We start from the raw sequence: 24,832 nt of genomic DNA on the forward strand, positions 1-24,832 counted from the left end.
CGCCCGGATTCGTCAACTCCACATCGGAAACCCGCGACTTTGCGCGCTCGACAGGACTTCATCATTCCCGCCATGATGACGCATGATGAGCTTTTGTCGGGTAATTGGCGTCCTGGTATTTTCCATCGGGTTCATGGCGCAAGCGGCCACCGTGGTTGAATCGGATATCTGCGTCTATGGCGGGACTTCCGGCGGCATTGCGGCGGCGGTGCAAGCCACGCGTCTGGGCAAAAGCGTTTCGCTCGCCGTGTTCAATACGGATTTGGGAGGCTTGACCACCGGCGGTCTGGGCGCCACCGACGTGGGCAACATCGGCTCCATCGGCGGCGTCTCGCGCGAGTTTTATCGGCGCATCGGCCAGCGTTACAATCAAGTGGAACGCTTCAATTTCGAGCCGCACGTGGCGCGATCCGTGTACACCGACTGGCTGGCGGAAGTTGGCGTGACCCCGCGCTGGCATCAACGCCTTGCCGCCGTGACCAAGACCGGTCCCCGCATCACCGAAATCACCATGGAAGACGGCACCATTTACCGCGCCCAAATGTTCATTGATGCAACCTACGAAGGCGATCTGATGGCGTTGGCCGGGGTGAGTTTCACTTTCGGTCGCGAGGGCACGAATGTTTATGGCGAATCACTGAACGGCATCCGCGCGGAAACGCCGTTTCATCAATTCACGGTGAACGTGGACCCGTACGTTGAACCTGGCAATCCGGCGAGTGGCTTGCTGCCGTTCATTCAGGCCGGCGACGGCGGCACGCCCGGCGACGGCGATCACCGCATCCAGGCCTTCAATTACCGCTTGTGTTTCACGCAAAATCCAACGAACCAACTGCCGCACGTCGTGCCGCCGGATTACGATCCCGCGCGGTACGAACTGTTGGGACGCCTGCTCGACGCGCAAGTGGCCGCGGGTGAAACGCCCACGCTCAATCAGTTCTTCGGCGTGATCAACATGCCCAACGGCAAGACCGACATGAACAACAAGGGCGCGTTTTCCACCGATTTCATCGGCATGAATTACACCTATCCAACCAACACGTACGCCGCGCGCGAGCAGATGGATCGTGAGCATCTCGAATACCTGCAGGGCCTGGTTTATTACCTCGCCACCAGTCCGCGGTCTCCCGCCGCTTTGCGCGCCGAAATGCTGAGCTGGGGACCGTGCCGGGATGAATGGCCGGAGACCGGCGGTTATTCGCCGCAAATCTACGTGCGGGAAGCGCGGCGCATGCTCAGCGATTACGTGATGACGCAAGCTGATTGCCAGAGCACGCGGCGGGCGGCGGATTCCATCTGCCTCGGGTCCTACAACATGGATTCGCACAACTGCCAGCGCGTCGTCCAAAACGGTTGGGTGCGCAATGAAGGCGACGTGCAGGTTCGTTCGCCCATTCCCTATCCGATTTCCTACCGCTCCATCGTGCCGCGCGCGGACGAATGTGAAAACCTCTTCGTCACCTTCGCCATCGCGGCAAGTCACATCGCCTTCGGCTCCACCCGCATGGAGCCCGTGTTCATGATGGCGAGCCAATCCGCCGCCACCGCCGCCGCGTTCGCGATTGACGACGGCGTGCCGGTGCAGCAGGTCCATTACGACAAACTCGCGTTGCAACTGCGCGCCGACGGACAAATTCTGACCTGGGGCGACCCCGGCGTGAGCGGAGTGGTGGTGGATAATTCCGATCCGCAAGTCGCGTTCAGCGGCGTCTGGAGCAACAGTACTTCGGTGGCTGGTTATTGGGGGAATAATTACGCGCATGACGGCGACGAACTGAAGGGCATCAAAATGGCGGTGTTCCGTCCCAACCTGCCCGCCACGGATTTGTATGACGTTTATCTCCACTGGACGACGCACCCGAACCGCGCCACCAATGTCCCGGTGGACCTCGTGCATCCGGCTGGAGTCGAAACGGTGAGCGTGGATCAAACCCAGCATAACGGCACGTGGATGCGTCTGCTCACCACCAATTTCAACGCGGGCACAAATGGCTATCTGCGTCTGCGTACCACGGGCACGAGCGGCTTTGTGATCGCCGATGCCGCGCGTTGGGTTGCCGCCGCGGACAGCGATCAACCCGAGGTGCAACTCATCGCCTCCGATCCCGTGACGAGTGAAACTGGAAAAACGGCCCGACTGCTGTTCAGTCGGCCGGCGTTTGCCACCAACACAACCATCACGGTGCATTATCAATTGAGCGGCACGGCGACCAGCGGCGTGGACGTGGAAGCCTTGCCCGGTTCGGTCATTTTGCCGGCGGGCACGCCGAACGTGAGCGTGACGGTTTCCGCCATCAATGACGCGATTCCTGAGGGCGATAAAACACTGACCCTGACCCTCGCTCCCGGAACGGACTATCAAATCGGCGCGCTGAACACGGCGACGGTGCGGGTCTTGGACACGCCGTTTGACGGTTGGCGGTTCAAACACTTTTCCGCCAGCGAACTGACCCAGCCCGAAGTGAGCGGCCCCGAGACGGATCCGGATCAGGATGGCGCGAGTAACTGGCAGGAGTTTCTGGCCGGCACCGATCCGCATAATGCCGCCAGTGTGCTGCGCGTGCGCATTGATGCCGCCACCAACACGGCAGTCATTCAATTCCTGGCCGGCGCCAATCGTGCGTTCACTTTGCAGTATCGCGACGACTTACGGACGGGTAACTGGCAGGACTTTACCAACCTTGCGCCTGCGGAAATTGCACGAACGATCGTTTGCACCGACGTGCTCCCGGCGGGTTTGACCAACCGATTTTACCGCGTCCGGGTGCCTTGATCCGCTTCGTGGCCCCATCAACCTTTAGTTTGCAGCCATGACTCAAACCGCCAGCACCATCGGTCCCGAAGCCCCATCGGCTGCGCCACAATCCCCGAAAACCTTCGGACGCGCTTTCTGGGTGCTCAACTCCATCGAGATGTGGGAGCGGCTGGCGTTTTACAATCTGCGCGTGATGGCGCCGATTTACATCATGCAGGCCGACAATCCCGGTGGCTTGCATTTGACCGCGGCGGACAAGGGCACGATCTACGCGTGGTGGGCGGCCTTTCAATCGTTGCTGCCCATTGTCACCGGCGGATACGCGGACCGATTCGGCTACAAGCGGACGCTGGGCTTCGCGCTGACCTTGATGCTGCTGGGTTATCTGATGATCGCCTTTTTGCGCGACGTCGGTTTCGTCAGCAACTACTGGGGCTTTTTTCTTGGCATCATGGTGTTGGCGACGGGCACGGCCTTTTTCAAACCCAGTTTGCAAGGTTCACTCGCGCACCATTTGCCCAAGGAAAAATCCTCGGTGGGTTGGAGCATCTTCTACTGGATCGTGAACGTCGGCGCGTTCATCGGCCATTATCTGCCCACGATCATGTTGGGTTTGAGCGTGCTGCTGCCGGGTTGGTTGCACGCCACGGCTCATTCACCGGGAGCCTGGCGCAACCTCTTCCTCGCCTCGGCACTGTTCACTTCGTTCAACCTGCTCCTGCTGTTTTTCGTCAAGGACGTGCCGAGTGGCGCGTCCAAAACGGAAACCATCTGGCAAGTGCTTTGGCGGACGGTGCGGGACGTGATTGAACCGCGACTGCTGGCCTGGCTGGCGATCATGTCGTGCTTCTGGTTGATGATGTATCAACTCTGGGACTTGCAACCGAACTTCATCGCCGACTGGGTGGAGAGCGGTCAACTCGCGGCGGGATTACAGTGGTTGCCGGCTGGAATCTATGCGGCCCTGGTGGAGGAAACGGCGCGCGGTCCGATGATTCCACAGCAGATTTTGCTCAGCGCCAATTCACTGTTCATCATTCTTGGCGTCGTGGGCGTGGGCTGGTTGACCCGCAAATTGCGCACGCTGACGGCCATGCTGATCGGCATGGGGCTGGCCACGGTGGGAATTCTCGTGGCCGGTTGGACCATGAACGCCTGGATTCTGGTGCTGGGAATTTTGTTTTTCTCCCTGGGCGAAATGGCGACTGGACCGAAGAAAATCGAATATCTATCGCTGATCGCGCCACCGGGTAAGAAGGGGCTTTATCTCGGTTACGCCAATATTCCCGTGGGAGTGGGCGTCTATGTCGGCTCTAAACTCGCCGGCTACGTTTATGGTCATTATGGCGAGAAAGCGATGTTGGCCTTGCGCTATCTGGCCGAGAAAACACCGTTCGGTGCGGATCGAAGCTGGAACGGAGACATGACTCAACTGGAAACCGTGCTGGGCGTGTCGCGCACCGAGGCCATGAACCAACTGCAGCAGGTCACCGGGTTGGATGCCGTGGCCGCGACGCGGCTGCTTTGGGACACGTATCATCCACAAATCAGTGTGTGGGTGCCGTTTGCCTTGATCGGTGTGGTGGCGGTAATTGCGCTCTGGTTTTTTGGACGCGCCGCACGCCGGTGGCAGGACATGAACGCCTGACCACATCAGACTCGTGCGGGTTTATGGCCGCACAAAATCGCTGGGGACCAATTCGCGCACCGCGTCCACAATCAACTGCTCGACGCCCGGCGCCAAACGGGTGGGCAAGCCGTAATACGTCATCGCCCCACCGCCTTCGTAGCTGCCTTCGGTCAAAATCCGTTCGGACGGAATGTAGCAAGGCACGTCATTGGCATAGGCATTGACCCACAGCCGGGACGCATCCAGTTCGCGCTTCAAGCGCAATGAATAATCCACCACGACTTCTCCCGGCAGAAACACCAATCCGAGGTCCGAGCCGAAGTTCCAGGTTTGCACCAGATACGGCAGCTTCGTGGGCAACGCCTCACCGCGCTCCAGTTTCGCCAAAGTCCAACGCGCGTGGTAGCCCACGTAATCCTTCTGTTCCGCGCGCCGCTCGAATTCCGCTTGCGTGGGCAATGAGTCGAACGGCAACGCAATTTCTTTGGTCACACAACGCAACGGCCCGTTCACCGGCTTGAGCGTTCCCCGCAGCAGGTGGTTCACGTTGGTGGCGATCTCGCGACCGTGCTCCTGCGCCAGACTCAACGTGCCGCGCGGTTGCGGATTGGAATCCGCCCCGCAACCAATCGTCACCAACACCGTCGCGCCGGGATGATCCTGCTGCAGATATTCCTTCGCGTAACCCGCCCAGTCGCCGCAAATCTCGTTCTCGCGCGGATCAATGGAGGTGCAATGACAGGCGTAACTAACCAGCACCACCCGCAATTTCCCATCGGCATCGTGCGCGGCCAGCACCGGCAGATCGTGATCCACCGGACCGCCCTTGGTGCGGCGATTCGCCGCGAAACCGGCCTGCCCCTGCGTCCAACCCAGCCGCGCCGGTTGCCGCGCTTTTAAGGCGTCCAAGGCGACGCGCTCCAACGCGTCCGTCAGTTCCCGCGTATAGCGTTGCACGTGCGCCTCGTGTTCTGGTGGCAGCGGCATCCCGAACAGGGTTGGTAAATAGCCGGCCAGAAACGGCGCGGTGTGCGTATGCGTCGAGCAAACCGTCACGCGCCGCGGGTCAATTTGCTTTTGTGCCAGACGCGACGCGACAGCATCGCGAACGGACTTGGGCACTCCCGTTGCGTCCACGGTGATTAGAACCACCGGACCTTCCGTGTCGGTGCCAATGGCCAGAGCCTTGGCCCAGATGCGCTGCGCCACGTTGGTGGCTTCCGTGGTGCGCACGGCGTAACCGCTCAACCGGATCGGAAAATCCGGAGTAATATCCACACTGGCTGCCCCGATTGAACGCAGCCCTTCCTGACCGCTCAACGGCAGACTGGCCAGCGCGAGAACCGCAAGGGTCATGATTAAAGATGGTCGAAGTTTCATGCGTGACGTTGGGGGTGGTGGCCGTGGCAAAAATGGAAATCAAAGCGTCACAACCTGCCCGGTGTTGATGGACCGTTCTTCCGCTTCGCAGATTTCCACCGCGCTTAACGCATCCGCCGCCGTGACAATCGAGGGCGGTCGGCCCGTTTGAATGCACTCGACCAGATGCCGTAATTCTTCCACGTAACCATCCACGCCTTCCGGTTTGATGGTGCGGGTGGGCTGGCCTTCCTCATCCACGCGCAAAGCATCCGCACCGCGCGCGCTGTCGTAGTCCACCGTGGCCTTCTCGCACATGATGGTGTACGACATGTTGAATCCCGCCGTCAGCAGCCAACTGCCTTCGGCGTAAACCGTCGCGCCGTTGGCCACGTGATATTGGGTCACGACGTGATCAATCGCGCCGCTGAACCGGCTCAGGCCGGTGGCATACACGCGCTGCGGTCGGCCAAACGCGAACTGCACAAAATCCGTATCGTGAATGTGCAAATCCAGCAGCGCGCCGCCCGATTCGCCACCGTTGAAATACGCTTTGCGACTCCACCCCGGCGGCGCGGACACCCGCCGAAACCGCGCCGTCAGAATTTTGCCGTACGTTTGTTTCGCCTCCAGCTCCTTCACCCAGGACCAGCCCGGCCAGAACCGCATGCACATGGCCGGCATGAAAAATCCCTTGGCGGATTTGGCGGCGGCGACAATTTCCCGCGACAGGGCGGACGTGCGCGCCAGCGGTTTTTCACACAAGACATGGCGACCCGCGGCCAGCGCGGCTACGGCTTGCGGCACGTGCAAAGGAGTGGGCACACACAGATCAATCAAATCCACGCCGTCATCCTTGAGCAGGTCGTCCAACTCCTTGTAGGCACGAACGTCCCGACCCAATTCCAGCGCGTCGGAACTGCTGATGTTCCCGCTGATGCCCGGCAACACGCCGTTGACCGGTTGCCGGTAGGCGTCGCAAACGGCCACCAGTTTGGCGTTGGGTAATTGTTGATACGATTTGATGTGCGTGATGCCCATGAAACCCAGGCCGACCACGGCCACGTTCACGGGACGAGAGGATGCGTTGCTCATGTTAATTTTAAGGAGTTAAAGTTACAGTTTTTCCACCAACTCGCGGGCGGTGCGAATATCCGCCACGCGTTGATTGCCCGCCTCGCGTTCAATGCAGAGATCGCCTTGAAAACCGAGTTGATTCAGCGTGGCAAAAAATTGTTTCCAATCCACTTCCCCCGTGCCGGCAGCGACTTCTTCGCCCCAGGTGCCGGGCACTTTCGTGCGGCGCGCGTCCTTGATGTGAACCTGCCGCAACCACGGCGACAACTGACGCAACGCTTCGATGGGATCGCCCTTGTCATACAGAATCATGTTGGCGGGATCAAAATTTACGCCCACGTTGGGCTGGTTCAGTTGACGGAGAAATTCCGCCAGCACCGCCGCAGTTTCCTGACCGGTCTCCAAACCCAGCGCCAGACCTTGCGCCTGGAAGACATCCGCTGTTTGCATCAACCGCTGCTTGAGCTTGGCGAAATCGCGATCGGCCGGTTCATGCGGCAGAAAACCCGCGTGAAAGGTCACCAGCTTCAAACCGAGCTGACTGGCAATCGTGGCGGTGGCCTGGATGTTTTTCCAATTCTGCTCCCAAGTGGCGTCGGGGGCGATGCCGCCCGTGCGCCGGATGGTTTCCATCGAGGTATAATCTTCACCCACACAACCGAACATACCCGAGGCAATGCCGATTCCGGCCTGTCGCAACAACTCGGGCGTCCGACGCCAGCCGGCGGGATCATCGCGCAACGGATCCAGGGCCAGTTGCACCCGAGTCACCCCGGTGGGTTGCAATTTGGAAATCAGGTCTTCCGGACTGGTGGGTTGGAGTGACCAACTACACACCGCGAGACGTTGGCGGATGGTTTGCAAACTCATGCTGACAAGAGAACAGTTTTACGCGCCAAGCTCAATAACACATTTGTCGGCTGTAAAACCCGCCGCCCCTGCCAACTGCGATGGCAGCGAGAAGGCGGAACTACAAACTCCACTCTTCTCGTTCGTAGTCCTGGCTTTAGCCGGCAGCAACGTGGTCACTTTGTAATACGCTCCCTTGTGCCTCGCCCCCGCCTGAAGGCGGAACTACAAACTTCGCCCTCCTCGCTTGTAGCCCCGGCTTCAGCCGGAATTGGCCGATCCCAATCGCGATGAATCATCAAAGCAAAGAGCACCGTATTGGAATACTGTTCGTGCCTCTGTGCCTCTGTGGCTAAACCGAATACATTCACCGCCTGAAGGCGGAACTACAAACTTTGCCCTTCCCGCTCGTAGTCCCGGCTTTAGCCGGAATTGGCCGATCCCAATCGCGATGAATCATCAAAGCAAAGAGCACCGTATTGGAATACTGTTCGTGCCTCTGTGCCTCTGTGGCTAAACCGAATACATCCCCCGCCTGAAGGCGGAACTACAAACTTTGCTCTTCCCGCTCGTAGTCCCGGCTTCAGCCGGAATTGGCCGACCCCAATCACGATGAATCATCAAAGCAAAGAACACCGTATTGGAATACTCTCCGCGGCTCTGCGCCTCTGTGGCTAAATCGAATACATTCCCCGCCTGAAGGCGGAACTACAAACTTCGCCCTCCTCGCTTGTAGTCCCGGCTTTAGCCGGAAGCAACGCAGTCACTCTGTAATACGCTCCCTTGTGCCTCGCCCCGCCTGAAGGCGGGACTACAAACTTTGCCCTTCCCGTTCGTAGTCGAAGGCAGGATTACGAGCGAATGACGAACCATTTCGCCAAAATTTTTCACCGATTGAAAAATAGTTTACTTCGTATGGGCTCCAAAATATAGTCCCGGCCGAGCCGATGTGGCGGAATTGGCAGACGCGCTAGACTCAAAATCTGGTACTCTCACGAGTGTGTGGGTTCGACCCCCTCCATCGGCACCACTCTTTAATTTTTCATTCATAACGATCACATCCCGGCTTTGACGAGCCGGATGGCTGTCATTCCGCCGAACTCAGCGTCACGAATTGACGTCAAGTCGCCGCAACCCCTTGGGGTGACGCTCCTGATCTCAAATTACGTCAGTATCCAACAACTCCCGAACGATTAAAATCCGTCGAACCGTGAATCGCGAGTCACATTTCCCTAATCCAGCGCGATGCGCTCGCCCCGATGAAAAGCCGGGGCCGAGCAAAAAAGTTATTGCGCATCCCGACAAAGCGTACACACTTACACAAAACATTCCGTTCATACCTGACGCGCTACTTGATGAAAAACATGATATGGAGTTTGGGGATCGGCGGCGGGAGTGGCACCCAATCGGAGGCCAAGCGGACATGTTGCCACAAGCAACCGGAATCGAAGCTTATGAATCAAACCTCATCCATTGACCTACAACCGCGAAGCTCGCGGCGCGACCGCGAATCCGGTTTCACCTTGATCGAGCTGTTGGTGGTGATCGCCATCATCGCCATTTTGGCGGCGATGTTGCTGCCAGCGCTAGCCAAGGCCAAAACCAAGGCGCAAGGCATCAGTTGCATGAACAACACCAAACAGTTGATGCTGGCCAACCAAATGTATCAGGTGGACAACAACGACAATTTTCCCATGTCGTTTCATGGTGGTTTTAAGTATAATGACGCCTATCCGGAAAACCGCCCATGGGTCACGGGTTGGCTGGATTGGAGCACTGCCACGGATAACACGAATACCATTTTTTTGTTGGACCCCAAGCACGCCTCGCTCGCCCGCTATTTTGGCAATCAAAAAAATGTTTACAAATGTCCGGCTGATAATTTTGCCAGCCCGCTCCAACGTCGCGTGGGCTGGAGTTCCCGCGTTCGGAGCGTTTCGGGTAACATTTACGTGGGGAAAGGAAACGCTTGGGCCACGGGACGGAACAACTCTTACACCCCTGGAGGTCCCAACAACCTGACGATTTACAAAGGCGCGGCCAAAGCCTCAGACTTGATTATTCCCGGACCGGCACAAACGTGGGTTTATATGGACGAGCATCCGGACAGCATCAATGACGCCGGCGCGTTTGCTCCCAACACCCCCACCAACATTCCCGATGCGCCAGCCACCTACCACAACGGTGCCGCTGGATTTTCCTTCGCTGATGGACACTCCGAAATTCATAAGTGGAAGGGGGGAACCATGAACGGCGATCTGAGGTCGGTTACGTACATCGCACGAAACGATTTTGCGACCAAGGCTGGTGATCCCGATCTCTATTGGTATTCCTTCCACAGCCCGAGGGCCAGCGCCAGAACCGTCGTGCCTTAAGGCGGAACGATGCAGTGGTCCAGGTGGAACGGCCAACTTGGCCGTTCTGGGCGGCAACCTGCCGCCCAGCCGAGCGCACGGAGATCGCACACCATTGGGTTCGCACACTTTGCGTTCGGCTGTCGGGCCGGTGGCCCGTTCCACCCAAACTCCAATCGAACTGTTACGGGTTAGAGGCGGCATCCCTTCGGTTATACGTCCATTACCGGTCGGCGCTGCTGGCGGCGCCACCAGAACCAAAGCCCCAAACCCGCCGCCGCTCCGCCCAGGTGCGCCGTGGCGCCCACGTTGCTGAATCCACTCACCTGCAAAATCGCGGTGATCGTTTGTAACAACAACCAAAGTCCCAACGCCACCCACGCGGGAAATTGCACCCAGCGAAAATAGAAAAAGTAGCGCAACAAAATCCCCAACCGGGCGCGCGGATATTGCAACGCGTAGAACACAATCACTCCCGAAATACCGCCGCTCGCGCCAATGCACGGAATCATCGAATGTGGGGTGATCAACCAATGCAGCGCGTCGCCCGCCAGCGTTGCCGCCAGCAGCAGCCCAGCGTAGCGGGGGCGCCCGAGATAATCCTCCACGTTGTCGCCAAAGATCAGCAGGAAATACAAATTCCCCACCAGGTGCAAAATGCCGCCGTGCAGAAAAAAGGACGTGAGCCACGTCAATCCGCCCAAACGCCACGCCTCAGCGGGGATGAACCCGTAGCGTTCGACGGCGGTGTCCAAATCGAAAAACGCGATGATGCTGACCGCCGCAATGAACAGCGCGAGCAACCAGGTGAGCCACGGACGGCAGGACAGCGGGTTGATCTCGGATTCGACGGGAAAACCGAAGATGGCCGGGATCATTTTCCAATTCTCATCCGGCGCATCATCCGTGACACCCTGCGGCTTCATGGCTTCCAACTTATGCGTGGCGAGAACCTCGATGCCGCGCAACCGTGCGGCGTCCGGCGATTCAATCGCGCTCTCGGGTAAAACTTCAAATTCCTCCGGATCAAACCAAATCACGCCGCAGCGTTTGCAGGAATCCAGTTCCAGCGGCGGATCGTCCGAGAACACCCGGCGCATGGCGGCGGCGCAAAAGGGACATCGCACCTCACCCGGGACCGTGGGTTGATTGATGCGCCGCAGCAACGAAGTGGCATAACGATCGCCCGCCACACGCCGGATTTGCGGCAGGGTGACGGCGCGACCGTTGCAAATCGGGCAAAGGTAAAACAAACCTTCGCGCTGGCGAATCGTTCGCAAACCAGTCCGGCAATGTGGGCAGAGCGGCATGGGCGCAATTTAGAAGATTTTGGCGGGAGTCCGCCAGTCATTCGTGGCGGGTGAAGCAGCGGGCGGCGGCGCGAGGCAAAAGTTCACGGGCATTTCAGTTTAACCATCACCGCGAGTCGGCTAAGGTGAGCGCGACATGCTGGCGAGACTCTGCTGCTTTTTGATGCTGGGCGCGATTGGTGCCGGAATGCTGGGCGCGCAAGACAAAGGATTTCCCGGGACGCATTGGGAATCGCGAACGCCGGAGCAAGTCGGCTTATCTATGGAGAAGCTCGACGCGCTCCAAGCGCTGGTCAAAGGTCGCGGTTGCGTGGTGCGTCACGGTTATCTGGTTTATTCGTGGGGCGATCAAAGCAAAAGCTCGGACATTGCTTCGGCGTTCAAACCGGTGTTGTCCACGTTGCTGCTTATGGCGGTGCAGGAAGGTCGGCTGAACAGCGTGGATGAACCGGTGGCCGAGTTCGAGCCGCGCCTCAAAACCATCAACGGCGGCAAGGACGCCCGACTCACCTGGCGACATCTGGCCTCGCAAACTTCCGGCTACGGTTTGATTGAACCGCCCGGCACGGCGTACGCTTACAATGATTTTGCGCTGGCGCTGTATTACGCGACGCTGACGCAAAAAGTTTTTGGAACAAACGGCACCGAAGTGCTGCGGACGCACCTCGCCGAGCCGCTGCAATTCGAGGACGCCTACACCTTTAATGCTTTCCACCGCGCGGACCGGGAGGGCCGATTGGCAGTTTCCGTGCGCGACCTGGCGCGGATCGGTTTCCTCTATCTGCACGGCGGGCAATGGCGCGGAATACAGTTGCTCGCGCCGGAGTTCGTCCAGATGGCCGTCAACAGCCCTATCCCGACGGACACGCCGCTGACCAGCGGACGCGAGGCTGACATGTTACCCGGTCAACATTCGATTGGTGGCGGCAAAAACATCACGCCAATCGGACCGGGATATTACAGCTTCAACTGGTGGCTGAACCGAACGAACAAACTGGGGCAGCGCCTTTTTGCCGCCGCGCCGCCCGACACCTACGTGGCGGCGGGTCATGGCGGCAAGCGGATGTTGTGGGTGATTCCAAGCCTCGATTTGATCGTGTCGTGGAATGATTCGCCGATTGAAGATCACGACGCTTCGCCAAGCGATCCGAACGCGAAGATCAACCAAGCGGCGGCTTTGATGGCCGCGGCGGTGCTGGATCGGGATGAAACAAATCCCCCGCCAAAGACCCGGTTGGGCCTGCGTGGTGAGCGATTCACGATAAATGATCAGCCGAGGTTCCTTTACGGCATCAGTTTTTACGGAGCGTTGGCCGCGCCGGAGAATAATCTGCGCGCTGACCTTGATGACATGCAACGGCTGGGCTTCAACTGGTTGCGCGTTTGGGCCAACTGGCAGGCATTTGGCGCGGCTGCTTCCGCGGTGGACGATCAAGGACAGCCAATTGCCGCCACCATGCAAAAATTAAAGTGGCTGGTAGCGGAGTGTGATCGGCGCGGTTTGATCGTGGACGTGAGCATTTCGCGCGGCGACGGCAAAAGAGAAACGTCGCCCTTGCTCACCCTTGAAGCGCATCGCCGCGCCGTGGAGAGCCTCACCATGGCTTTACGCCCCTGGCAAAATTGGTATCTCGATTTGAGCAACGAGCGCAACGTACCGGACGCGCGCTTCACGAGCGTTGCCGACTTGCGAATCCTGCGCGATGCAGCCAAGCAACTGGATCCAACGCTGCTCATCACCGCCTCCCATGCGGAGGATATTTCGTCCGCTCAACTCGAACAATATCTCCAAACCGCCCAACTGGACCTGCTCACCCCGCATCGTCCGCGCCGCGCCACTTCGCCCGACCAAACGGCTACCACCACAAAACAACTTCAAACTTGGATGCGAAAAATCAGTCGCATGGTGCCGGTGCATTATCAGGAACCGTTTCGACGTGGCTTCGGTAATTGGAATCCGCAAGCTGAAGATTTTGTCCGCGACTTGGAAGCGGCTCTAAACAGCGGTGCGGCCGGTTGGTGTTTTCACAACGGCACGGAAGGCGGGTCCCCAGACGGACAACCGCGACGTTCCTTTGATCTGCGGGAACGGCGCTTGTTCGATCAACTCGACCCGGAAGAACGCAAAGCCGTCGAGCAAATGCGGACCGTCATCCAGGCCAATCAACACACCAACCACACGAAACTCAGCATTAATAACGGCATGTGGCAGATCAACGGCGAGATCACCTATCGCGGCAGTCAGGCGGAAGGCTTGTTAATGAACGTACGCATGGTGAACGCGGGATTTGAAGATGCGCAGCGGCCCGGGTTCGATCCGGAAGCGAACGCAGACAAGTTCATCGCGCGGCTTCCCGATTATGTGGCCAGCGGGGTCCGGGCGTTCACGTTGAATTTGCAAGGCGGCCATCCGGGGTACGAAGGCGCGGTCCACTCCGCATTCAACCCGGACGGTTCGCTGCGTTCGTCCTGCCTGGAGCGGGTGCGCCGGATCATTCAAGCGTGCGATCAGCACGGCGCGGCGGTCATTCTCGGTTGCTTCTATCAACGCCAGGATCAGTTGCTGCGGGACGACGAGGCGGTGCGCGCGGGCGTCAGCAACGTCGTGAATTGGATTGCCGCCAGCGGTTTCGCGAATGTCGCGCTGGAAATTGCCAACGAGTACGGTCATCGCGGTTTCGATCATGGCGTGCTCAAGAGCACGGACGGTCAGGTGGAATTGATTCAGCTCGCCAAACGGTTGGCGCCGAATTTACTCGTGTCCACGAGCGACCAAGGGAACGGTAAAATTCCCGATGCCATTGCCGCAGCCAGCGATTTTATTCTGATTCATTTCAATAGCACTTCCGTAACCCACTACTCCGCACGGATCACGGCGTTAAAGAGGTTCGGCAAACCAATCGTGTGCAATGAAGATGACAAGACCGGCGCGCGCGGCGCGGCGGCCGCCCGGGCGTGCGTGGCGCATCAAGCGTCCTGGGGACTGATGCTGGAATCACTGAACCAAAGTTTCCCCTTCACGTTCAACGGTCCGGTGGACGATCCGATCGTTTACCACACATTGCGGGAGTTGACCCAACCTTGAAGCCGCCAAGCGACCTGACGTTTCCCGGCGCCGATAAAATCCGATAGGGAACTCAGTGCGATGAAGCGGAAGGATTGCGCGCGAGGAGCAGTCGCGTCACGGCCGGCGGCGTTGACTCGACGTGAAAGGCCATGACGCGATTGCGAATTTCGTGATCCGCCACCGTAAACCGTTCAATCTGCCGCTGCCGATCCAGCCACGATTCCACCACGTAAGTTTCGACATACCGCGCCGGATCAAACGGGTCGTGGAACAAATCCCACCGCGCCGCGCCGTCACGGCGGCGCACCCGGCCCAATTCGTACGCGGCCTGGATGAATTCCGCCGCCCGCGTCGGATCAATGCGAAAAGTCACGCTGATCAACACCGGGCCGTCTTCGGGATTCGGCTCAATCATGACTTGCGGTGCGGCGCGACTCAACGCATGTGCCAGACGTCCGGGAGACAAATTCAAATTCGTGTCCGCCGTCAGCGGAAAACGGCGCGTCAAAGTCAGACCGGCGGCCAGTCCCGCTGCCGCCAACGTCAGCGCAAGCGGCGTGCTGGTATGTTCCGCCACCGCGCCCCAAACCGCGCTGCCCAGCGCCATGCCACCTTGAAAAACCATTTGGTAGAGGCCGAGTGAACGCGCCTGCACCCAGGCCGGCACTGAGAGTTGCACGGAGACATTGAGACTGGAAGTTGTGCTCGTCCAAGCCATTCCGCCCAGAAAGAGCGCGGGCAGAAGCACCCAGAACAACGGCAGCCAGGCCATGATGAGCAGCGTGACCATGAACGCGAAAGCCGCGGCAGTGACAATCCCATCGGCAGACCAGCGATGGCGGATATGCGATTGCAACAACGCCCCCACCACCGCGCCCACGCCGATGCACCCCATGAGAATGCCGTAGCCCCAGGCGCCGCGCTGCACGCTTTCCTGCGCCACCACCACCAGCAACGCCCACATGCTGCTGACGCAAAACGTCTGCAAAAACGCGCGCACCATCACGGCGCGCATGGCCGGAGCAAACCGGGTGTAACGCAGGCCGCTGCGCATTGAACCCAACAACCGCTCCGCCGGCAGCGCGCTGGTGAACCACGGCGTGCGTTTCCAGCGGTAGATGAAAATCAGCACCGCGAAAAAGGAGGCGGCGTTAATGGCGAAGACCAGGCTCGCCCCCATCAGCACGGAAGCAAAACCCGCCACGCACAAACCGCCCAAGGCCGGGCCGACGGCGCGGGCGACATTGAAGGCCGCGCTGTTCAGCGCGATGGCTTCGGGCAATTCCTGGCGCGGCACCAATTCCGGCACGATCGCCTGCCAGGTGGGCGCGTTCATCGCCGTCCCCACATTCAACAAAAAAGTCAGCAGCAACAACGACCAGGCCGCCATCCAGCCGTTCAGAGTCAAAACACTGAGTACCACCGCCACCACGAACATCCAGCCGCCCCAGAACAACAGCAGCCGGCGGCGATCCAGCAAATCCGCCGTGGCGCCGGCCGGCAGACCGAGCAACAGAACCGGCAAGCTGGCGGCGGTTTGCATCGAAGCGAGCAAAAACGGCGAGGTCGTCAACGCCGTCATCAACCACGCGCCCGCCGTATCCTGCATCCAACTGCCGATGTTGGAGATGGCCGACGCGATCAGCCGATTGCGAAACAAAGGCCGGCGCAGCGGTTGCCAGATGGAATCCGCCGGTTTGGTGGGGTCGGAAGCCGTCATGCGCGCGCAACGGGACGCAACGAGCCGACGTTCCCCTCAAGCATACGACCCGGCTGAAAATTCAAGGGGTGAGCTTCCTGATTCATGGCCAGACGCAACATCAGGCACTCTCCCCCAAATTTCTTTGCAGCAACTGCCGTAAGCGCATCGGAGATAAGACGGTGATATTCCTGCCTTTGACAACCACCAGTTTTTGCTCGCGCAATTTGGCGAAGGTGCGGGACAACGTCTCGCTGATCGTGCCCAGTTCGCCAGCCAACATGCGCTTGGTCATTGTCAACACAATGCGAACGGGTTGATCGTCCGTCGGCGACAAGCAGCGTTTCAACAGCCAGTTGGCCAGACGGGTTTCCACATCTTTCAACGCCAGGTCCTCCAACTGGCCGATCAGCGCGCGCAGATGATTGCCCATGGATCCCAGCAGACTCAAAACAAGTTCCGGTTGCTGCGCCAGCAAATCGAGAATGCCCTCCTTGCGGATGAGCAAAACCTGGGAGGATTCGAGCGCGCGCGCGTTGGCGTGGCAACCCTTCGGCGAGGCGAGCGTGGCTTCGGCAAAGGAATCGCCCGCGTGAAAGATGCGAATCACCTGCTCCTGCCGCAACGCGTTCACCCGATGAATGCTGATCGTGCCGCTTTGCACCACGTAAAATCCGGCGGAGGGATCGCCCTCACGAAACAAATACTCGCCCTTGGCCAGCGGCATGGCAACGGTCAACGCCGCGATGGCTTCCAAATCAGCCCCCGGCAAACCGCGAAAAAGCTGACAGCTCCGCAGCGTGTTAATAACGGCGGTCGCTCGCAATTCTGCCAATGAAGCGGACATGACCCCGCCAGCATAGCCAGCCGGAGCTGAAAAGGAAACCAGCCAATCCACCGGGAAGGTTGGGTTTGAGTTTCCATCCGTCTTTTGCTACGGATGGAGCGGAGTTGAAGATGACCTACCAAACTTTGAAAGTGTTGCACCTGATTGGTCTGGCCCTGACGTTCATGGGGCTGGCCGGGGTGTTGGCGGTTAAAATGAGCGGCGCAAAATCGCCCCGGCAACGGCTGTTTTTCATCGCGCACGGAATCGGGCTGCTGTTGCTTCTGGGCACGGGCGTGGCGCTGGTGTTTCAATTGCAACTCATGGGGACAACCCACACTTTGCCGGGTTGGGTGCAGGGGAAATTGGTCATTTGGTTGTTGGCGGGTGGGGCCATCTCGATGGCGGCGCGCTTGAGTCGTTACGCGGAACTGGTGTTCCTATTTTTTGTGCTGCTGGTCGCGCTCGCGGCCTGGCTCACTTTGTTCAAACCGTTTTAATTGCCGCGTTCACTTCGACCGAAACGTCCGCGCCAACTTCAGTTCATCGCGGTGAATCAAATCGGATGGCATCCGGCGGCAACGCTCAACGCTCAAAAGAAACGTGCAACCGACCGCGCGTTTTTCTATGGTGAGGCGGCTTTGATTTCTCCAAACCGAATTGGACATGACAATTTTTCCTTCAATCACTGGGTGACGAAATGCCGAACGTGCGCACGATTAAAGATGTGAAATCCGACCGACCCATACCCGACTGGGATCCCACTTCACCCGCGGTGCAACGCGATCAACGCGCCGCGTTTGATGACCTGCGGCGGCGGTGTCCGGTCGCCTACAGCGAATTGCTCGGCTGGTCGTTGTTCCGCCATGAAGACGTGCAACGAGTTTTGTTGGACCCGAAAACCTTCAGCAACGCGGTGTCGCAGCACCTCTCCGTGCCGAACAGCATGGACCCGCCCGAACACACGCCGTATCGCCGCATCATCGAACACTACTTTTCCTCCGGTCAAATGACGTGCTTCGAGCCTGTCTGTCGCCGCATCGCCGCCCGATTGGCCAAGAAATTGACGCAGCAAAAGGAAGTGGAATTTGTCACGGCGGTGGCGTTGCCGTTCGCGGTGCAGGCTCAGTGCGCATTTCTCGGTTGGCCGGCGGCGCTGCACGAGCCGCTGGTGCGGTGGACGCGCCGCAACCAGGAAGCGACCCGCGCCCAAGACCGCAAAGCCATGTCCGAAATTGCGCGGGAGTTTGAAGAAGTCATTGACGACTTGTTGGAAACCCGACTGGAGGCCGACGCCGGTCCGGAAACCGATCTGACCGCTTCGCTCATGCACGAAAAAGTTTGGCAACGCACCTTGAGCAACGAAGAAGTGGCGAGCATTCTGCGCAACTGGACGGTCGGCGAGATCGGTTCGATTTCGGCCTCCGTCGGAATTCTGGCGCACTTCCTGGCGATTCAACCCAAGGTGGAAGCGCAGTTGCGCGCGCAACCGGATTTGATCCCGGCGGCGGTCGAGGAAATTTTACGAATTCACGGACCGCTGGTGGCCAACCGGCGCATCACGAAGCGACCGGTTGAAATTGGCGGTCGCAAAATTCCCGCTGGAGAGCGGATTACGGTGATCTGGGTTTCCGCCAATCGTGACGAGCAAGTATTTCCCGAGCCTGACACGTTTCGCCTGGATCGCGACATGAGCAAGAACTTGCTCTGGGGCGCGGGCGTGCATGTCTGTCCAGGCGCACCGTTGGCTCGTCTCGAGTTGAGAGTATTTCTGGAAGAACTGTTCGCTGCGACCAGCCGCATCCGGGTGGCGGCGAACAAAACTCCGAAGCTCGCGGTTTATCCGGCCAGCGGCTTCGCGACGTTGCCACTCTGCGCGGACGGATCGCCCGCCGCCGTTTAACGACAGCCTTCCATTTCCTTGATGAAATAACCCTGCTGTTGCACGGATCGTTGGATGGCTTCAGAAGCGGATTCAACGTGGCAGAACTGACATTCCTTGGTCGTCAGCGGCTGACCTTCCTGTCCAATGCTTTTCAGGAATTCACGACCAAAATCCAGCACGCGCTCCGGCGTTTCGTCCGTCGGCACCACCACATCGAAATGCGCAGTGACTCCGTTCTTTTTCACCACGTAGGTATCGTAAACAGCTACTTTCATAATTAAAATTTCACTTCGCGCTCCGGCGTGTTGAATCGAAATCCATTCAACCTCTCGTCAGAATCGCAAGCCGGGTGATCCGAGTTTAATGGTTCGGGCGACCGATCCGCACGCGCCAAACTTGCGGACCTTGTTCCTCGTAAGTCCACGTTACCTGGCCCGCGTGTTCCGCTTCGAATTGGTAACGCAACGGACGCGGATCGTGATCGTTCACCAACACGAATGATTGTCCCGGTTGCAGCCGACGGTAGGTATCGAAAATCAGCGAATGCCGCTGAATCGGCGGCAGCGAACGCACGTCCAGATCGCCATTAACGAGGGCATTGGTCAGCGCGGTTTCCACCGTATCCATGGTGACGGGAGCGGTGGTGGTGCCGCTGCAACAATTCGAAGTCCGGTCAGAAGTAATTTTAGTGCTCATAGTTTTTTCAATTGATTCGATGCCGTTCGCGCCACTGGCGCAAACCAGCTTCACCTTAAAACCCTGGTTACTTCCATTAGTCCAAACTCCGCGTTAGTCAAAATTATTTCACACAAGCCAACGCGGCTCTTCCGTTTCCAACCCAGAACCAGCGTCATTAAAACAACACGCTTTGCACAAAGGAATGTAGTGGCTCGGGAATGACGCGATTACGCCGCACCACGACGGCCAGGTCGCGACTGAAACGCGGACGAAACGCGAGCCGCCGCACCACGCGACGGTTGCCGTAGAGCGCCAAAACGCGATGCGGAACCAGACTCACGCCGAAGCCCAGGGAAACCAGATTCACAATGACATCGAAGCTGTCCAGCTCCATGGCGGGTTCAATCGGCCAGCGTTGCGACAACAGCCAATCGTGCAGCCGCCGACCGGTGAAACCCTGCCGATCAATCAACAACCAGCGTTGCGCCGCGAGCAATTTTTTAAGTTGCTTGAGCGTCACGCTGGCCGTTTCAGGTTGCTGGGAGAATTGTGGCGGCGCGATTGCGGTGAATTCGTCCTTGAAGCGGTGAGTGACCTGGAGCAGCGGCGACAAACGGCGGGGCGGGCAGACCAGTCCGGCGTCCAGGTTTCCCGTTTCCAGTGAGGTTAGAATTTCGCGACTGGTTTGCAGGGTGACTTGTAATTGAACCTCCGGATGCCGCCGTTGGAAGGCGAAAAAATAACCGGGCAGATAGGCCAGCCCGATGCTGCGCGCCACCCCGACGCGCAACGTGGAAGAAAGCTGTCCCACCGTTCGCTGCACGTCCTCCAGCAACTCGCTGGTGGCTTGCAGAATGGTCTTCGATTTCTCACGCAATAACTGACCGGCGCGCGTCAGACAAACCCGGCGAGTGGTGCGCTCGAACAAAGTTACCCCCAAGCGCTCTTCGACGCCGTGAATCTGCCGGGTGATGGCGCTCTGCGTCAGCCCGGCCCGTTCGGCCGCGCGGGTGAACGATCCGGTTTCCGCGACCAGTTGGAACAGAGTGAGTTCGTATAAATCGAACGGTGTCGTCGCCAGAAATTGATTCATAAATTGCATTGAACTATAAACAATAATGAATTTCGCGCAATAGAGCGTTACGGGTAATCTACGCTCGAAAGGTGGAGCGCCGCTGGCTTGAACAGCATGACGGCCCTCGCCAAAACAATTGAAAGGATCTGATATGGCTGACCACACCCAGCGATTACCGCAAAATGTGCCAGGACTTTGGTACGTGGATTCGAATTGCATTGATTGCGATTTATGCCGGGAGACCGCGCCGAGCGTCTTTCGTCGCGATGACGAGAACGGAAATAGTTACGTGTTCCACCAACCGGAAACCGAGGAAGAAATCCGGCAAGCGATCGAAGCCCTGTCTGGCTGCCCCGTCGAGGCCATTGGCAACGACAATCCTGTCGTCACACCCGCCGCAACTACCGCCAGCCCCGCCGCGGCCACCCCGCCGCAACAAACTTAACGCGATGCCGTCAGGCATCTTTGTTTGAAGCCACGACCGTAGCTCCTGATCGCTCGGCGCGCTTCCATCGTTCCTCACCATGCCGAACCACCACGCGTTTGGTCTGTCGGCGTTCGGATCATGAAATTAGTATGGCGGTAACGCGTCGGCTTCTTTAAGCTGCGCGCCGGTCTATTGGTAAACATGCCTGACCGCCTCTAGGAAAATGAGGGACGACTTATCATGAAAAAGCGATTGGACGAAAAATTAGAACTGGTATTTCAAGACGTAGTCAGCCGCAACCCCGGCGAAGGAGAATTCCATCAAGCCGTGCGCGAGGTGCTCGAATCCCTCGGTCCGGTGCTCGTAAAGTATCCGGAATTTCGGCAGCACAAGATTCTGGAACGCATCTGCGAACCGGAACGGCAGATCATTTTTCGCGTTCCCTGGCAGGATGACCAGGGCGAAGTGCGCATCAATCGCGGCTTCCGGGTGCAATTCAACAGCGCGCTCGGGCCGTATAAAGGCGGACTGCGGTTTCACCCTTCGGTCTATCTCGGCACGATCAAGTTTTTAGGATTCGAGCAAATCTTTAAGAACGCGTTGACCGGCATGCCCATTGGTGGCGCCAAAGGCGGTTCGGACTTTGATCCCAAGTGCAAATCCGAAAATGAAATCATGCGGTTTTGTCAGAGCTTCATGACGGAGATGCACCGACACCTGGGCGAATATACCGACGTTCCGGCGGGCGACATCGGCGTCGGCACGCGCGAGATTGGGTTTATGTTTGGTCAGTACAAACGACTCACCAACCGCTACGAGTCGGGCGTGCTTACGGGCAAAGGATTGGACTGGGGCGGCGCGCGAGTGCGCCGGGAAGCCACCGGATATGGCTCCGTCATCTTCCTGAACGAAATGTTGAAATCGCGCGGCACTTCGGTCGAGGGCAAAACGTGTTTGGTTTCAGGCTCGGGCAATGTCGCCATTTACACGATGGAGAAACTGCAACAGCTCGGCGGCAAAACCGTGGCGTGCTCCGATTCCAACGGCGTGATTTACGATCGCAAAGGTTTGGACCTCAATCTGGTCAAGCAAATCAAGGAAGTGGAACGCGTCCGCATTTCGGAATACGCTGTCCGGCAAAAACGCGCCAAATACTTTCCCAATGGAAAAATTTGGGACATTCCTTGCGATGTCGCCCTGCCTTGCGCGACCCAAAACGAACTGACCGGCAAAGACGCGAAGTCGCTGGTGAAGAACGGTTGTATCGCGGTGGCCGAGGGCGCCAACATGCCGACCACTTCGGAAGGCGTGCATTTCTTCCTGGACGCAAAAATCGCGTTTGCGCCGGGCAAAGCCGCCAACGCCGGTGGCGTGGCCACTTCGGCACTCGAAATGCAGCAAAACGCCAGTCGGGATGCCTGGGATTTCGCCTACACGGAAAGCAAGCTGGCCGATATCATGAAGCAAATTCACCGACGCTGTCACGACACGGCGGAGGAATTTGGCACGCCAGGGAATTATGTAAACGGCGCGAATATCGCCGGCTTTCTGAAAGTGGCGAAAGCCATGGCCGCTCTCGGCCTGGTCTGATTCGCGCGTAATTCAATCGCGCCAGCCGGCTCCGGCCAGTGCCAGACAAGGCGGTGTCACCGTGGAAACAAGACGGTTTCACGGGCCGGTTTGAGCGCGTCATCCGGGGGCGAGTTGACGTCATGGAGTTATCTATGGCACTATCAATCGTTCATTTAGATTAAGTGAAATGAAATAATGGAAGCTTTGCTTGAAACCAAGACGTTGGCCGCTGCGAAAATCAATCACGGGCTGACCGCCGAGAAAAAAATCCACTTCCTCCGTCAAATGCTGCGCATCCGCCGGTTCGAACAAACGGCGCTCAAGCAATACCAGACCAGTGGCCAAATCGGCGGCTTCCTGCACCTCTACTCCGGACAAGAATCCGTCGCGGTGGGCACCCTTTCCCTGTGCGGCGAAAATGATCATGTCATTGCCGGTTATCGCATGCACGGCCACGCCCTGACCGCCGGCATGAGCATGAACGAGTGCATGGCCGAGCTGTTCGGTCGCGCCACGGGTTGCTCCAAGGGCAAAGGCGGTTCGATGCACTTCTTTGCGCCCGACAAAAATTTCTGGGGCGGACACGGAATCGTGGGAGGACAGACGCCACTCGGGCTGGGTTTGGCGTTTGGGCTGAAATACAAAGGATTGAAAGGTTGCTGCCTCTGCTTCTTGGGTGATGGCGCGGTGAATCAGGGCGCGTACCACGAATCGCTCAACTTGGCCGCACTTTGGGATTTGCCGGTCATTTACATTATTGAAAACAACCAGTACTCGATGGGCACGAGCCTGGAACGCTCCTCCGCTTTCTCCAAATGCCTGGCCGCCCGCGCCGAAGCCTACGACATCGTCTGGGATCACGTCAGCGGCGAGGACCTTTACGAAGTGCGCGCCAAAACTTGGACGGCCATTCAACGGGCGCACACCGAGAGCCGTCCCACCGTTTTGGAAATTGCCACCTACCGCTACTTCGGACATTCCGTTTCCGATGCGAACGCCAAAAAATATCGTCGCCCGGAAGAGATTGAAAAATACCGCACGCTTCACGATCCGATTCAGCTCTGGCAAAAGCGCCTGTTGGAAGAAGAGGTTTTAACCGAAGCGCAAGCCACCGAACTGGACGCCGCCGCCGCTGCGGAAGCGGAGGAAGCGGTACGCTTCGCGAAGGAGAGTCCGATCCCCAACCCGGCCGACATTTTCTCCGATGTTTATAGCGAGGTAGATCGCCAAACCGCTGCCGGTCAAACCGGAAAATTCTTCTTCAACGATTAACCCGTACCTTCGCTGTTTATGCCCGTCATTACTTACCGCAAAGCATTAAACGACGCCTTGGCCGAGGAACTGACCCGCGACGAAAATGTCGTCATTCTCGGCGAGGAAGTGGCCCAATACAACGGCGCTTACAAGGTGACCGAGGGGCTGTGGAAGCGCTTCGGAGACAAGCGCGTTTGGGACACGCCGATCAGCGAAGCGGCCTTTGTGGGATTGGGCGTCGGCGCTTCCATGATGGGATTGCGACCCGTGGTGGAATTGATGTTCTGGAGCTTTGCGTTTGTTGCTTACGATCAGGTGGTCAACAACGCTGGTTGCATTCGTTATATGTCCGGCGGCTTGGTGAATCTGCCGATGGTGATTCGCGGTCCGGCCAACGGCGGCACGAACGTCGGCGCCACGCACTCGCACACTCCCGAAAGCATCCTCGCGCATAATCCCGGCATCAAAGTAGTTTGTCCGGCTACGGCCTATGACGCCAAAGGTTTGATGAAGACGGCGATTCGAGATGACGATCCCGTTTTCGTCATGGAAAATACCCTGCTTTACGGTGAAACGTGGGAGGTGCCGGAGGAAGAATACCTGATTCCACTCGGAGTCGCCGATGTGAAACGCGAAGGCGCGGATGTCTCACTGATTGCCCACGGTCGCGCCACAATTACCAGTCTCAAAGCGGCCGAGTTGCTGGCTCAAGAACATAACATTCATGCGGAAGTGGTGGACCTCCGCTCGATTCGTCCGCTCGATGAAGACGCAATTTTGCGTTCCGTGCGCAAGACGCACCGCGCCGTGTTGGTGGATGAAAACAAGCCGTTCTGTGCGGTTAGCGCCCAAATCGCCACGATCATTCAACAGAAAGCATTTGATGATCTGGATGCGCCGGTGCTGCGCGTTTGCTCGCTGGACGCGCCGGCCATTTACAGTCCGCGTCTCGAGAAACTTCAGTTGCCCACTCCCGAACGCGTGGTGGAAAAAGTTTTAAGCCTCGTCTGATCCG

General features: G+C 58.3%; 20 protein-coding genes and 1 tRNA gene. 12 read left to right on the top strand and 9 right to left on the bottom strand.

Going from position 1 to position 24,832, the window contains the following annotated elements; all coding sequences use genetic code 11:
• The first annotated feature begins 82 nt into the window (after positions 1 to 82).
• Both M9920_15870 and M9920_15875 read left to right on the top strand, forming a co-directional pair.
• Positions 83 to 2,773 (top strand): FAD-dependent oxidoreductase, encoded by a 2,691-nt coding sequence (locus M9920_15870; GenBank protein ID MCO5053756.1) that lies wholly within the window; start codon positions 83 to 85, stop codon positions 2,771 to 2,773.
• Positions 2,774 to 2,810: 37 nt separating this feature from the next.
• Complete coding sequence (locus M9920_15875) at positions 2,811 to 4,403, top strand: MFS transporter (GenBank protein ID MCO5053757.1); 1,593 nt, start codon at positions 2,811 to 2,813, stop codon at positions 4,401 to 4,403.
• Between the two features lie 21 nt (positions 4,404 to 4,424).
• On the opposite strand, the gene M9920_15880 is transcribed toward M9920_15875, so the two are convergent.
• The 3 genes from M9920_15880 to M9920_15890 form a co-directional block, all read right to left on the bottom strand.
• Positions 4,425 to 5,741 carry a neutral/alkaline non-lysosomal ceramidase N-terminal domain-containing protein gene (locus M9920_15880; protein MCO5053758.1) on the bottom strand — a complete coding sequence of 439 codons (1,317 nt, stop codon included), beginning with the start codon at positions 5,739 to 5,741 and terminating at the stop codon, positions 4,425 to 4,427.
• A 63-nt stretch (positions 5,742 to 5,804) separates the two neighbouring features.
• Positions 5,805 to 6,839: a Gfo/Idh/MocA family oxidoreductase gene (locus M9920_15885; GenBank protein ID MCO5053759.1), complete on the bottom strand. Its 1,035-nt coding sequence runs from the start codon at positions 6,837 to 6,839 to the stop codon at positions 5,805 to 5,807.
• A 21-nt stretch (positions 6,840 to 6,860) separates the two neighbouring features.
• Entirely contained in the window at positions 6,861 to 7,691 is an 831-nt protein-coding gene (locus M9920_15890; protein MCO5053760.1) for a sugar phosphate isomerase/epimerase, read from the bottom strand.
• 922 nt (positions 7,692 to 8,613) lie between these two features.
• Between M9920_15890 and M9920_15895 the strand changes: the two genes are divergently transcribed.
• The 3 genes from M9920_15895 (at position 8,614) to M9920_15905 (ending at position 10,045) form a co-directional block, all read left to right on the top strand.
• Positions 8,614 to 8,700 (top strand) — tRNA-Leu (locus M9920_15895).
• Positions 8,701 to 8,880: 180 nt separating this feature from the next.
• Positions 8,881 to 9,147, top strand: coding sequence for a hypothetical protein (locus M9920_15900; protein MCO5053761.1), 267 nt, complete (start codon positions 8,881 to 8,883; stop codon positions 9,145 to 9,147).
• Positions 9,125 to 10,045 (top strand): prepilin-type N-terminal cleavage/methylation domain-containing protein, encoded by a 921-nt coding sequence (locus tag M9920_15905; GenBank protein ID MCO5053762.1) that lies wholly within the window; start codon positions 9,125 to 9,127, stop codon positions 10,043 to 10,045. The genes M9920_15900 and M9920_15905 overlap by 23 nt, the downstream gene beginning before the upstream one ends.
• 191 nt (positions 10,046 to 10,236) lie before the next feature.
• Here M9920_15905 and M9920_15910 read toward each other — a convergent pair whose 3' ends face one another.
• Positions 10,237 to 11,334: a rhomboid family intramembrane serine protease gene (locus M9920_15910; GenBank protein MCO5053763.1), complete on the bottom strand. Its 1,098-nt coding sequence runs from the start codon at positions 11,332 to 11,334 to the stop codon at positions 10,237 to 10,239.
• 136 nt (positions 11,335 to 11,470) lie between these two features.
• Between M9920_15910 and M9920_15915 the strand changes: the two genes are divergently transcribed.
• Positions 11,471 to 14,419 (top strand): serine hydrolase, encoded by a 2,949-nt coding sequence (locus M9920_15915; GenBank protein ID MCO5053764.1) that lies wholly within the window; start codon positions 11,471 to 11,473, stop codon positions 14,417 to 14,419.
• A 52-nt stretch (positions 14,420 to 14,471) separates the two neighbouring features.
• Here M9920_15915 and M9920_15920 read toward each other — a convergent pair whose 3' ends face one another.
• Together M9920_15920 and M9920_15925 are read right to left on the bottom strand one after the other, a co-directional pair.
• Positions 14,472 to 16,121 carry an MFS transporter gene (locus M9920_15920; GenBank protein MCO5053765.1) on the bottom strand — a complete coding sequence of 550 codons (1,650 nt, stop codon included), beginning with the start codon at positions 16,119 to 16,121 and terminating at the stop codon, positions 14,472 to 14,474.
• A gap of 100 nt (positions 16,122 to 16,221) precedes the next feature.
• Positions 16,222 to 16,947 (bottom strand): Crp/Fnr family transcriptional regulator, encoded by a 726-nt coding sequence (locus M9920_15925; GenBank protein ID MCO5053766.1) that lies wholly within the window; start codon positions 16,945 to 16,947, stop codon positions 16,222 to 16,224.
• 110 nt (positions 16,948 to 17,057) lie between these two features.
• Here M9920_15925 and M9920_15930 point away from each other — a divergent pair, with 110 nt between their 5' ends.
• The gene (locus M9920_15930; protein ID MCO5053767.1) at positions 17,058 to 17,426 is read left to right on the top strand and encodes a SirB2 family protein; all 369 of its coding nucleotides are present in this window, start codon (positions 17,058 to 17,060) and stop codon (positions 17,424 to 17,426) included.
• 200 nt (positions 17,427 to 17,626) lie between these two features.
• Positions 17,627 to 18,829 (top strand): cytochrome P450, encoded by a 1,203-nt coding sequence (locus tag M9920_15935; protein MCO5053768.1) that lies wholly within the window; start codon positions 17,627 to 17,629, stop codon positions 18,827 to 18,829.
• On the opposite strand, the gene M9920_15940 is transcribed toward M9920_15935, so the two are convergent.
• The 3 genes from M9920_15940 to M9920_15950 all read right to left on the bottom strand — a co-directional run bounded on the left by M9920_15940 (position 18,826) and on the right by M9920_15950 (position 20,582).
• Positions 18,826 to 19,086, bottom strand: a complete 261-nt coding sequence (locus M9920_15940; GenBank protein ID MCO5053769.1) for a DUF2024 family protein — start codon at positions 19,084 to 19,086, stop codon at positions 18,826 to 18,828. The genes M9920_15935 and M9920_15940 overlap by 4 nt on opposite strands.
• A gap of 85 nt (positions 19,087 to 19,171) precedes the next feature.
• Positions 19,172 to 19,438: a DUF2249 domain-containing protein gene (locus M9920_15945; GenBank protein MCO5053770.1), complete on the bottom strand. Its 267-nt coding sequence runs from the start codon at positions 19,436 to 19,438 to the stop codon at positions 19,172 to 19,174.
• A 226-nt stretch (positions 19,439 to 19,664) separates the two neighbouring features.
• Complete coding sequence (locus M9920_15950; GenBank protein ID MCO5053771.1) at positions 19,665 to 20,582, bottom strand: LysR family transcriptional regulator; 918 nt, start codon at positions 20,580 to 20,582, stop codon at positions 19,665 to 19,667.
• Positions 20,583 to 20,715: 133 nt separating this feature from the next.
• Between M9920_15950 and M9920_15955 the strand changes: the two genes are divergently transcribed.
• The 4 genes from M9920_15955 to M9920_15970 all read left to right on the top strand — a co-directional run bounded on the left by M9920_15955 (position 20,716) and on the right by M9920_15970 (position 24,828).
• Positions 20,716 to 21,009 (top strand): ferredoxin, encoded by a 294-nt coding sequence (locus M9920_15955; protein ID MCO5053772.1) that lies wholly within the window; start codon positions 20,716 to 20,718, stop codon positions 21,007 to 21,009.
• Between the two features lie 222 nt (positions 21,010 to 21,231).
• Complete coding sequence (gene gdhA, locus M9920_15960; GenBank protein MCO5053773.1) at positions 21,232 to 22,581, top strand: NADP-specific glutamate dehydrogenase; 1,350 nt, start codon at positions 21,232 to 21,234, stop codon at positions 22,579 to 22,581.
• A gap of 177 nt (positions 22,582 to 22,758) precedes the next feature.
• Positions 22,759 to 23,835, top strand: a complete 1,077-nt coding sequence (pdhA, locus tag M9920_15965) for a pyruvate dehydrogenase (acetyl-transferring) E1 component subunit alpha (protein ID MCO5053774.1) — start codon at positions 22,759 to 22,761, stop codon at positions 23,833 to 23,835.
• Positions 23,836 to 23,853: 18 nt separating this feature from the next.
• Positions 23,854 to 24,828 (top strand): alpha-ketoacid dehydrogenase subunit beta, encoded by a 975-nt coding sequence (locus M9920_15970; protein MCO5053775.1) that lies wholly within the window; start codon positions 23,854 to 23,856, stop codon positions 24,826 to 24,828.
• Positions 24,829 to 24,832 lie beyond the last annotated feature (4 nt).

It is taken from the genome of Verrucomicrobiia bacterium (assembly GCA_023953615.1).
Classification (GTDB): domain Bacteria; phylum Verrucomicrobiota; class Verrucomicrobiia; order Limisphaerales; family JADLHS01; genus JADLHS01.